The organism is Paenibacillus dendritiformis (genome assembly GCF_945605565.1).
In the GTDB taxonomy this organism is placed as follows: domain Bacteria; phylum Bacillota; class Bacilli; order Paenibacillales; family Paenibacillaceae; genus Paenibacillus_B; species Paenibacillus_B dendritiformis_A.
This window is the reverse complement of record NZ_OX216966.1, coordinates 812,672-823,980: the sequence shown is the minus strand read 5'-3', so window position 1 is coordinate 823,980 and position 11,309 is coordinate 812,672. Positions and strand designations below refer to the sequence as shown.

At 58.9% G+C, this 11,309-nt stretch carries 11 protein-coding genes; all 11 read right to left on the bottom strand.

The window, feature by feature from the left end; all coding sequences use genetic code 11:
• Positions 1 to 94 precede the first annotated feature (94 nt).
• The 11 genes from hisIE to NNL35_RS03595 all read right to left on the bottom strand — a co-directional run bounded on the left by hisIE (position 95) and on the right by NNL35_RS03595 (position 11,254).
• Positions 95 to 880 (bottom strand): bifunctional phosphoribosyl-AMP cyclohydrolase/phosphoribosyl-ATP diphosphatase HisIE, encoded by a 786-nt coding sequence (hisIE, locus tag NNL35_RS03645; RefSeq protein WP_006678151.1) that lies wholly within the window; start codon positions 878 to 880, stop codon positions 95 to 97.
• Entirely contained in the window at positions 877 to 1,635 is a 759-nt protein-coding gene (gene hisF / locus NNL35_RS03640) for an imidazole glycerol phosphate synthase subunit HisF (RefSeq protein WP_006678152.1), read from the bottom strand. Before hisF ends, hisIE begins: the two co-directional genes overlap by 4 nt.
• A gap of 120 nt (positions 1,636 to 1,755) precedes the next feature.
• On the bottom strand, positions 1,756 to 2,508 hold the full coding sequence (hisA, locus tag NNL35_RS03635) for a 1-(5-phosphoribosyl)-5-[(5-phosphoribosylamino)methylideneamino]imidazole-4-carboxamide isomerase (RefSeq protein WP_006678153.1): 753 nt from the start codon (positions 2,506 to 2,508) through the stop codon (positions 1,756 to 1,758).
• A gap of 429 nt (positions 2,509 to 2,937) precedes the next feature.
• A complete protein-coding gene (locus NNL35_RS03630) occupies positions 2,938 to 3,105 on the bottom strand; it encodes a hypothetical protein (RefSeq protein WP_254552884.1) in 168 nt (55 codons plus the stop codon).
• Positions 3,106 to 3,621: 516 nt separating this feature from the next.
• Positions 3,622 to 4,254, bottom strand: a complete 633-nt coding sequence (gene hisH / locus NNL35_RS03625) for an imidazole glycerol phosphate synthase subunit HisH (RefSeq protein WP_006678911.1) — start codon at positions 4,252 to 4,254, stop codon at positions 3,622 to 3,624.
• A gap of 3 nt (positions 4,255 to 4,257) precedes the next feature.
• Entirely contained in the window at positions 4,258 to 4,863 is a 606-nt protein-coding gene (gene hisB / locus NNL35_RS03620) for an imidazoleglycerol-phosphate dehydratase HisB (RefSeq protein ID WP_006678912.1), read from the bottom strand.
• A gap of 83 nt (positions 4,864 to 4,946) precedes the next feature.
• Positions 4,947 to 6,233: a histidinol dehydrogenase gene (gene hisD, locus NNL35_RS03615; RefSeq protein ID WP_006678913.1), complete on the bottom strand. Its 1,287-nt coding sequence runs from the start codon at positions 6,231 to 6,233 to the stop codon at positions 4,947 to 4,949.
• A gap of 229 nt (positions 6,234 to 6,462) precedes the next feature.
• The gene (hisG, locus tag NNL35_RS03610; protein ID WP_006678914.1) at positions 6,463 to 7,095 is read right to left on the bottom strand and encodes an ATP phosphoribosyltransferase; all 633 of its coding nucleotides are present in this window, start codon (positions 7,093 to 7,095) and stop codon (positions 6,463 to 6,465) included.
• A gap of 81 nt (positions 7,096 to 7,176) precedes the next feature.
• Entirely contained in the window at positions 7,177 to 8,388 is a 1,212-nt protein-coding gene (locus NNL35_RS03605) for an ATP phosphoribosyltransferase regulatory subunit (protein WP_006678915.1), read from the bottom strand.
• 205 nt (positions 8,389 to 8,593) lie between these two features.
• Complete coding sequence (locus tag NNL35_RS03600) at positions 8,594 to 9,775, bottom strand: acyltransferase (RefSeq protein WP_006678916.1); 1,182 nt, start codon at positions 9,773 to 9,775, stop codon at positions 8,594 to 8,596.
• Positions 9,776 to 9,973: 198 nt separating this feature from the next.
• On the bottom strand, positions 9,974 to 11,254 hold the full coding sequence (locus tag NNL35_RS03595) for a polysaccharide deacetylase family protein (protein ID WP_006678917.1): 1,281 nt from the start codon (positions 11,252 to 11,254) through the stop codon (positions 9,974 to 9,976).
• Positions 11,255 to 11,309: the final 55 nt, after the last annotated feature.

Here is an 11,309-nt window from a genome sequence, read left to right as displayed (position 1 = left end):
CAGTCTCGGTCAAGGGCGCATCCTCCTCCTGTTACGCAAAAAAGCGGCCCCTATTCCCCGCATTAAAGGAACAGGCGTCCGCCCATGAAGCTGCTTACGATTCAGTTGAAGGCTTGATCTTGCCGTCCGCATTATAGGTATCGCGGCGCGGCCCTTGGTGCCGGCGCTGCAGCTCATTCAACACCTGCGAGAACGGCAGCTTCCGCTCGCGCAGCAGCACAAGCAGATGGAAGAGCAAATCCCCGGCCTCGCCGGTCAGCTCTTTATTGTCGCCGTTTTTGGCAGCAATCAGCACCTCGGCGCTCTCTTCGCCGATCTTTTTCAATATTTTATCGAGTCCGGAATCAAATAAATACGTCGTATACGCCCCTTTGGGCCGCTCCTCCTCACGCTCGGCAATGATTTGCTCCAACTCCGCCAGCACCCGGTACGGCTCGGCAGCCATTGCTGTATCCCCTGCACCAACCCCGGCCCTCATCGCCCCCCTTGCCTCCGGCGCTTCAGACAGCGGAGCAGTATCGCTGCGGTCTCCGTCGAAGCAGGTATACCTGCCCGTATGGCATGCAGGACCATTCGGGATCACCTGAATAAGCAGCGTATCCCCGTCACAATCGGCGGCCATCTCGACAATGCGCTGCGTGTTGCCGCTGGTAGCGCCTTTATGCCACAGCTCCTTCCGGGAGCGGCTCCAGAAGACCGTCTCCCCCGTCTCGCACGACTTCAGAAGCGACTCCCGGTTCATATAGGCCATCATCAGCACCTCCCGGGTCCCCGCATCCTGCACGATCGCCGGAACAAGCCCCTGTCCGTCCCAGCGGATGCGATCCGCCAACGCCTCTCCATAGGCGGTCAGCCCGGCTGTCACTCTCGATTCTGTCATCGCACATTCACTCCTTGATGGCGCAGCGTTTCTTTGACTTCCTGTACCGACACCTCTTTATAGTGGAAAATGGAAGCCGCCAATGCCGCATCGGCCCCGCCCTGCTGGAACGCCTCCAGGAAATGCTCGGCGCGCCCGGCACCGCCGGAAGCGATAACCGGGATCCCGACCGCATCGGACACAGCGCGGGTCAGCCCAATATCGAAGCCGTCCTTCGTTCCGTCCGAATCCATGCTCGTCAGCAGAATCTCGCCGGCGCCCAGCTTCTCGGCCTCCCGGACCCATTCCAACACCCGGAGACCAGTTGACGTGCGTCCGCCATGAATATAGACCTCCCATTCGCCCCATTCCTCATGGTAGCGGGCGTCCACCGCGACGACGATGCACTGCGAGCCGAAGCGGCGCGCCCCGTCGCGAATAAGGGACGGCTGCTGCACCGCCGCCGTATTGATTCCGATCTTGTCCGCGCCCGCGCGCAGAATCCGCATCATATCATCGACATGTCCGATGCCGCCGCCCACCGTGAAGGGAATCGAGATCTCGGCCGCCGTCTGCCGGACAACCTCGACCATCGTGGCCCGACCCTCCACCGAAGCGGAAATATCCAGAAAGACCAGCTCATCGGCGCCTTCCCGATCATACAGGGCGGCCAGCTCCACCGGATCGCCGGCATCGCGCAGCTGCACGAAGTTAACGCCCTTGACGACCCGTCCGTCCTTGACGTCGAGGCAAGGGATGATTCGTTTGGCTAACATTTGCATTCCTCCATTCCTCGCAGGCATTCGTTATCATGGAATCCGCAGCGGCTGTCCATTCCTCAGACGCTCAGACCCTCAGGTCAGGCCGCATCGGCCATCGGCAGCTTAGAGCGGCGGCTAGCGCCCGCTGCTTCCGGCCGCTTCGGCCAGCCGGACCGCGTCCTCCAGGCGAACGCTGCCGGTATACAGCGCCTTGCCGATAATGGCGCCGCTGACGCCTTCCCTCGCCTGAGCGGCCAGTGTCTCCACATCCGCCATGCTGCTGACGCCGCCCGAGGCGATGACCTGCTGGCCGCAAGCCCGGGCCAACGCCGTGATCGCCTCCACATTCGGCCCCCGCATCATGCCGTCGCGGGAAATATCGGTGAAAATAAACGTCTTCGCACCCGCTTCAGCCAGCTGGCAGGCCAGCGCTTCCGCCTGCACCTCCGACGTCTCGAGCCAGCCCCGCGTCGCGACATAGCCGTCGCGCGCATCGATGCCGATCGCGACATGGCCGCCGTGCCGGGACAGCACGTCTTCAACGAACGCGCGATCCTCAATCGCGGCCGTGCCGAGAATGACCCGCGCCACGCCCTTTTCCAGCAGACGCTCCACATCGTCCCGCGTCCGCAAGCCGCCACCGACCTGCACCGGCACGCCGACGGTGCGGGCGATCTCCCCGATGAGCCGGTCATTGACCGGATGCCCGGCCTTTGCGCCGTCCAGATCGACGAGATGAATCCAGGACGCACCCTCCCGCTCCCAGCGGCGGGCCACATCGAGCGGAGATTCATCATAGACCGTCTCTTGGCCGTAATCGCCCTGCACAAGCCGGACACAGCGCCCTCCCCGAATATCGATCGCCGGATAGATTGTAAATGCCGTCATACGGTTACCCTCCCTTGTCACTCAAACGCCACTCAAACCCCTTTACTTGAACCCCTTGCGTTTCCGTTCTGACATACTTCCTCTCTTCGGATGCAACACCTACACGCGCTCCCGCTGCCCCACCAATCCTGCAAAATTACAGTTTTGTTTTTTGGGGCAAGCGTATTCGACGCCAATCCTGCAAAAATACATCATTTTGCCCATGCTTTCCGCAATCCACCCTTTATTTCACGAAATTGATGCAACGCTGCAGGAAATTCTTCTTTTCACAGCAGAAACAGTCAAAAAAACTGCACTCTTCAGGCTATTGAGAAAGAAGTTTTGAGTAGGAAATGGATATTTCTACCGGCCTGAAAACTGCACCATTTCCCTAGACACGCCCATCCGGCAGGCGAAATCCGCAAAACTCCACGAATTCTCCAGCCACGCCTATTCGGTAAGCGAAATCCTGCATAAATACAGCAATTCGATATGGACGACTTTTCCAGAAAGGGAATCCTGCAAAATTACAGGAATTTCCCCCGTTTCGCTTCGGCTTGAAGCAAAAGGGCCTAAAATGATGTAGATTTGCAGCAATTCCTCGGGATGTGGACTCATTAAGCCGAAATTCCTGTAAAATAGCAGCAATTATTTCCTCCGCACATCCAAGCCCCAGGAGGCAACGATGCTTCCAACAGGCCGATAATGCTTCCTGAAGGCGATGATGCCCCCAGCATCCGACGCGGTCGCTTGGATCCCGTAAAAATCAGGCTATTGAGTAGTCTATGGGACTTTTTACCTGTGATGGCTCTCTTCACCCGGTAGAAAAAGTCGATTTAAAAACGCTCTGAGAGCCAAGTTTCGATGAGGAAAATGGACCATCTCCACCCCTTCGCAAAAAAAGGGGTTTTCCAACAGCCTGACTCTTGCAGCTTTCCCCCATCATCGCCCATACCGCGCACGTTTGCAGCTTTCGCCCATCGCCCCCACCGCACTTTTCCCGCTCATGCCTCGCGCATTTCCTTACCCGTGCCTCCGCCTTCGCCTCTCCTTCTCCTTCTCCTTCTCCTTCGCGACAGACCTCTTCGACAATAGAGCCTCGGCAACCAACCCTTTTCGGTCCCGGATCGCAAATCACTCCCGGGCCGCTCCCGGACCCTCGGCAAGACGGAGGAACCGCTCCAGCAGACGCGGGCCCACTTCCCCGCTCTTCTCGGGATGGAACTGCATCCCGTACAGGCGGCCCCGGCCGACCATCGCCGTCACCGCTTGGCCTCCGTATTGGCAGGTCGCAATGACATCTCTCTGCTTCTCGGCCAGCACATGATACGAGTGGACGAAGTAGACATGCCCTTCCTCCAGCCCGGCAGTCAGCGCATGATCCGGCTGCTCCCATTGCAGCCGGTTCCAGCCCATATGCGGCACCTTGTAATGGCCGCCCTGGAAGCGGACGACCCGGCCGGGCAGCAGCCCGAGACCGGCGTGGCGGCCGTGCTCTTCCCCTTCCTCGAAGAGCAGCTGCATGCCGAGGCAGATGCCGAGCGCCGGCTTGTCGGCCTGCACCGCCTCCGTGAACGCCCGGCCCAGACCGGTCGCCTTCAGCGATTCCATCGCATCGCCGAACGCGCCGACGCCGGGCAGAATGATGCCGTCGGCCTCGGCCAGCTGCACGGGCTCGCGGCAGATGACGGCTTCATAGCCGAGGCGCTCCACCGCCGTGCTGACACTGTGCAGATTCCCCATTCCGTAATCCACTACCGCAATCATCGCTTACAGCACTCCCTTGGTGGACGGAACGCCCTGCACGCGCGGATCGATCGCGGTCGCTTCATCCAAGGCCCGTCCGAGCGCCTTGAATACGGCTTCGATAATATGGTGCGTGTTCTGCCCGTAATGAACGATCACATGGAGCGTCATCCGGCTCTCCAGCGCCAGCTTCCATAGAAATTCATGCACCAGCTCGGTCTCGAACGCCCCGACCCGGGCAGCCGGATAGACCGCGCGGTGCTCGAAATGAGGCCGGTTGCTCAGATCGATGACGACTTGGGCAAGCGCCTCGTCCATCGGAACGAAGACCGAGGCATAGCGCCGGATGCCCGCCTTGTTCCCGAGCGCCTCGCGCAGCGCCTGGCCGAGGCAGATCCCGATGTCCTCCACCGTGTGGTGGTCATCGATGTCCGTATCTCCATCCGCCCGGACCGTGAGATCGAATTGGCCATGCTTCGCGAACAGGTCCAGCATATGGTTCAGGAACGGCACGCCCGTCTCCAGGCGGCTTGTGCCGCTTCCGTCTACATTGAACGACAACTGTATATCCGTCTCATTCGTTTTGCGGGCAATGGCCGCTTCCCGCGATTGCAATGTTCCATATTCCATTGATCGTTCCGCCCTTCTTCTCATGTATGCTGTATTGCGGTGTCGCCCGCCGGACAGCTTCCCCCGCCCTGGCGGCCGGTGTTCTATTCCTTCATCTGCCCGAGCCGGATTCCGATCGCGCGGGCATGCGCCTCCAGACCTTCGTGGCGGGCCAGCTCCATAATCCGCTCCCCGTCCCGCTGCAGCGCCTCCCGGCTGTACCGGATCAGACTCGACTTCTTCATGAACATATCGACGTCGACCGGTGAAGAGAAGCGCGCCGTGCCATTCGTCGGAATGATATGGTTCGGCCCGGCGTAATAGTCGCCTACCGGCTCGGAGCTGTGCTCGCCGAGGAAGATCGCGCCGGCATTCTCGATGGCGCCTACCCACTCCATCGGGTCGGACGTCATAATCTCCAGATGCTCCGGCGCGAGGCGGTTGACCAGCTCCACGCCTTCCTTCAGTCCGGGCACGACCACGATCGCACCGTACTCTTCCAGCGACTTCGCCGCGATCTCCCGGCGCGGCAGTGAGGCGAGCTGGCGCTCCACCTCGGCCGCCACCGCCTCCGCCAGCGGGCGCGAGTCGGTGACGAGCACGGCCGATGCCATCGCGTCATGCTCGGCCTGGGACAACAGATCGGCCGCCACATAGGCCGGCGTCGCCGTCGCATCCGCCAAGACCACAATCTCGGAAGGGCCGGCGATGCTGTCGATATCGACCGCGCCGTACACCTCGCGCTTCGCGAGGGCGACATAAATATTGCCGGGCCCGCAGATTTTGTCGACCGGGGCGATCGTCTCCGTGCCGTAAGCCAGAGCGGCGATCGCTTGCGCCCCGCCAACCTGGTAAATCTCCTTCACGCCGGCCTCCGCCGCCGCGACCAGAATATGCGGATCGATGCCGCCCTGGCCGCCGGTCGATGGCGGCGTGACCATGACGATCTCGGGCACGCCCGCGACCTGGGCGGGAATGACGTTCATCAGGACGGAGGAAGGATAAGCCGCGCTCCCGCCGGGCACATAGACGCCGACCCGCTTCAGCGGCCGCAGAATTTGCCCCAGCAGTGTACCGTCCGGCTGAACATCCATCCATGACGTGCGCTTCTGTTTCTCGTGGAAGGCGCGGATATTCGCGGCCGCCTCGCGCAAGGCGGCGAGGAAGGCGTCCTTCACTTGCCCGTAGGCCGCCTCAATCTCCGCCGGAGCGATGCGCAGCTGCGCCGAAGCCAGCTCCATCCGGTCGAACTGTCCGGTATAGCGGAGGACCGCCGCATCCCCCTCCTTCCGCACATCCCGGATAATCGCCTGAACCGTCTCCAACTGCTCCCGGGTTCCGTAATCTACCTTGCGCTCAACACGCCAATCCGCTGCTTCGATAATCCGCATGCTGCTCCTCCCGTCCTCTCCTGAAATATATCGCGCGCGTCCGGCACATCGCCGGCTCCATCCGGCGGCAGGGCCGATCGCCCGCGTTCCTGCAGTTCTATCTATCCTTCCATATCTCACGCAATCCGCCATAACCAGCTCCCAAGGCCAACTTACGATTCGGGAGCACTCGCTGCAGGCACCCTCGATCCCGATTCGACGAAGCGTGAAGCGGACTGGCCCGCACCGCCTACAGCTGCAGAGGCACGACGCGCTGAATCCGGTCGCATAGCTGCTGAATCGCTTCGTTCTTCATCCGGTAGCTGACCCGGTTCGCAATAAGCCGGCTCGTAATCCCGAACATCTCTTCCAGCTCCACCAGCCCGTTCTCCTTCAACGTCTTGCCGGTCTCGACCATATCCACGATCCGATCCGCCAGCCCGATTAACGGAGCCAACTCGATCGATCCGTTCAGCTTAATCACTTCCACCTGCTGTCCCAGCTCCCGGAAATACTTCGAGGCGACATTCGGGTACTTCGTCGCGACCCGCAGATGAATGGACGGCTTCCAGGACGGAAGGCCGATCACCGACATCCGGCAGCGGGCAATGCCCAGGTCAAGCAGCTCATAGACATCCTTGTTCTCTTCCATCAGCACATCTTTGCCGGCGATGCCGACATCCGCAACCCCGTATTCGACATAAGTCGGAACGTCGACCGGCTTCGCCATGATGAACTGCATGCGCGATTGCGGCACATCGATGATCAGCTTGCGGGAATCCTCTTCATCCTCGGGCACCGGCAGCCCCGCATCGCGGAACAGCGTGGAAGCCTGCTTGTAGATACGCCCCTTCGGCATAGCCACCTTCAACCAATCCTGCATCGTATCCCTCCTGTCTTCACGCGGAATGCGAGGCGAAGCGCAATTCCCGCTTCCGGCCTCGTTCCCGCCATCTCTTCTGCGTCACGGCTGCACGAAGGTGAGCACTTCGCGGTAACGGCCGTCCTGCGGCTGGCCTTCCGCATCCGACCCTTCCCGGGATGTCATTCCCGTAGCATCGTCTCCGAGCAACCGGGTGACGGCAATGACGCCTTCCGCCCGCAGCCGGGCCGCTTCCGCCAAGGCATCCGCTCGTCTGGCGGCCTCATATTGAATCAGCACCGGCTTCGCCTGCTCCTCTTCGTTCTCGCCAGGCCGGGACAAGGCATCGATAATGCGCGTCGTCTTGAGCGCGAAGCCCGTCGCCGGAGCAGGACGGCCGAATTGCTGCAGCAAATGGTCATAACGCCCGCCGCTCATGACCGGGAACCCCATGTCTGCGGCATATCCTTCAAAAATGGTGCCCGTATAATAAGAAAAGTCCCCCAACATCGTCAAATCAAGCAGCAGATGCTCCGCAATCCCATACGCCTCCAGCACCTCCCATACCTGCTCCAAATGAGCAAGAGAAGCCGCCATCTCCGGCTTGCCGGACAGCGCGCGAGCTTGGTCCAGCACCGCGCGACCGCCCCGGAGCTGCAGCAGCGCCTCCAACGGCTCGATCCGCTCGCCATCCAGCCCGAGCAGGCTTGCCTGCGCCCGGTAGCCGACCACGTCGCGCTGAATAAGCAGCTGCTTCAAGCGCAGCTGGTTCTCCTCATCCCCAGGCAGCGCATCCTCGAACAGACTCTGCACAACCCCGTGATGGCCGATCGCCACCTTGAACCGCTCGATTCCCGAGGCCTTCAGGCAGGCGATAGCCAGCGCGATCACCTCCGCATCGGCCTCCGGCGAACCGTCGCCCGCCAGCTCCGCGCCCGTCTGGAAGAACTCGGCTTCCCGCCCCGCCTCTTCCTCCATCGCCCGGAACACATTGGCATGATAGGACAGGCGGATCGGGAACGGCTCCTTCCCGAGCAAGGAAGAGACGACGCGCGCGATCGGCCCCGTCATATCCGAGCGCAGCACCATCGGCGTTCCGCGCTGGTTCAGCAGCTTGAACAGCTTCTGATCGGAGGTGGCGCTGGCCGTCCCTACCGTGTCATAGAATTCCATCGTCGGGGTAATAATTTGCGCATATCCCCAGCACTCCATCGTATGGAGCACCTTCCGCTCGATTTCTCTTAGCTTGCGAACCGCTTCCGGCAAATAATCCCGTACGCCGGACGGCTTCTCGAACATTCTCGGCTTCGACATGGACTCACCCCGTATTTATAAACTCTTTACTTTAATATGGTACAGTACTACCAAGTTAATTTATTAGCAAAATGAAGTAAAAATTTAAAGGTAATATTATCACGGATCGCCGTCATCGTCAATCCCTCGGCGGGTCTTCCCCCATCGCTGCCGGACAATGCCAAAAAGACCGTCTGCGACGGCAGACGGTCCGATGAGTCATCCCTTATGCGCTTGTTCCCGGGGTGATGGAACCCGATTTCTGCTGCGGCGCCCGCTTCGCCTTGAAGCTGCGCGGCACGGCGCCAAATCCGACCCAGGCGAACGGGATAAAGCGGAATGCCGCATAGACGACGAGCCAGGACAAGCCAAGCGCGACGGCATAGCCTCCCGCGATATACAGCATGTATGCAAGCGAGCCGCCTCCATGCCAGGCGTATTTGCGGTACAAGGCAAGGAAGACGGGATGCAGCAGGTAGATGCCGAAGGACAGATCCCCCAGCTGCATAAGAGCTTTGCGAAGCCAGTCCGGCAGCTTCCGTTCCAGGAAAAAGGCCAGCTGCATCAGGACGATGGCGGATGTGAGCGTGTGGAAATTCCACAGCATCTCATAGACCAGCGAGTTGGTCCATTCGTTGGTCGAACGCGACCAGAACCAGACCTGAACATGAAGCATCGCGAACAGCAGCCAAGCGCCCCACAGCGCGAGGGACCCGATCCGGAAGCGGAGCGGATTGCCCTTCTGCCCGAGCGACGTCAGCCACGGTCGAATTTTCTCGAAGTTCAGGCCGACATAGGCGCCGAGGAAATAATAGCTGACATAAGACAGCGAAATGCTGCCTTTATTTACAATCTGGAGGTCATACTTGTTCCAGAGCACGAAGCCCCACTGCAGCAGCAGCCCCAGCGGAATCGACCAGGCCAATATCGTCTTGGAGCGGAACAGCTTGAGCATCAATGGGAACAAGATATAGAACTGAATGCTGATAAAGACAAAGTATAAGTGCGTATAAGCGGAGCCGGTCAATAATTTCGTGAAAAACGAATACATGGAATCCTCGAAGCCGCGGGTACGGTAATACATCATATGCTGCATCAGGAAGTACCCAATCGATGCGACGACATACGGAATGATGACATACAACAGGCGATTCCGGTAGAACTTGCCCAGCACGGCGGGCTCCAGCTTGTCCCGTCCGCCGTAGTTGTAGAACAGCACGAAGCTGCTCAGCAGAATGAAGGTCGGCGTGCCGTATTTGAAAAAGATGTTGAAAAAGTTGTATAGATAATACCAGTTCGAATCAACCATATCTACCGTTGCCTGCGATGTGGAATGCACGCTGATGACGCCAATCATGGCCAGCGCTCGCACAATAGGAATGGCAGTAATGTGCTCTTTGCGGCTCATTGTCCTTCCTTTCCGACACCTGCCGGCCGGCAAGCATCTGATCAGGCAGGCGCGGCCAATCTCGTATAGACCGGCAGCGCCTGCTCCTTCATTATTTATGATTGCAAGTTGCGAAATGAAAAATAGTTACAACATAACATTATATGTCAAAATCGGCCTAACCTCAACCGAAAACATCGCTTATAGTGGAAGATTCGACTAGTAAAGTTTACGCGTGGCGGTATATTCTATGCCCTTATCCGAATATTGCCCCGGGAACAATTCAATGCTGCGATCCGCATCTCTCATCTCGTAGCTCAACCGGAAATGATGCTGCAAATCTTTGAGCGCAATATACCATTTCCCGTTCTTCACGAGAGGAGGGACAGACAGCACCAGCTCCGCGCCGTTCCAGGTAATGATTCGGCTCGGCTTGACGCGGGCCACCTTCGTATGCGCGCCCCGGTTGCGCATCTGCTCGATAAGCTTCGGCGTCGCAATCTGCTGGTTCCCCGCATTAATGCGGAATCCGTTCGAGTTGTTCCGCCCGTTAATCCCGGGACGAACCGTGAACGTAATCGGAATATCCAGTTCGCGGCAAATCGCCAGCACCTTGCTGTTATAGGCGCCGAACGGGAATGCCAGCAAGCTGTTCGTATTGCCCAACTCCTTCTTCAGCACCTTCTCCGCCTTGGCCAGATCGCGGCGAATCCGCTCCTCATATTCCTCTTCGGTTTCGTTACGGTCTTCCTTCTTCAGATACATCTTCCAGGTCAGCATCGGGCGAAGATAGCCCCGTTCATTCACCGGGCGGTACGCATGCGAATTATAGGTATGGCTGTAAAAGCTCATTCCATGCTCCTTCATCTCCCGCATTTGCGCCCAGGACAGCTTCTTGTGCTTGGTCTGCTTCGGATTGTCAATGGTCCCGACGATAACGAAATTCGTGGCGGTAAGATGGTACTTCCGCAGCACCGGATACACTTCCGTATAGAACGACTCGTACCCGTCATCGAAGGTAAGCAGCACGGCATTCGCCGGAACCGGCGCGCCGTTCACCATATAATCGATATATTCATCCATGGATATAAAATGAAACCCGCTGCTCATAATCGCCTGCAGCTGCTCCTCGAACTGCTCCGGCGAGATAAACGTGACATTGTCCGGGTTCTTCTGCACATTATGGTACATTAACGTAATAACCTGACCCTCATAAAAAACCGGTTGATAATCCCACTGCGATTCCGGTCTCGTCGTCGGGAACAGCTGAAGCTCATTCCCTTCATCGACGATATGTACGTCCACTCCGTATGCTTGCTGCAGCGCATTTGCCGAGATATACCATTCGCCGCCCGCCTGGAGCGCGTATTCCCCTTCTCCTGATTGTCCCTTCCAGACGAGAGGGCGGCTATCGATATCCTTCCTGTCAATATCTATGAACAGCGCGACACACAGCAGAGCAATCAGGAGCACCGCGCCTGCGGCACGTCTCATCCCCATTCCCTTCATCCTCTACACCATCTCTTTGCTGAATCTATCCAACATTAGCATATTT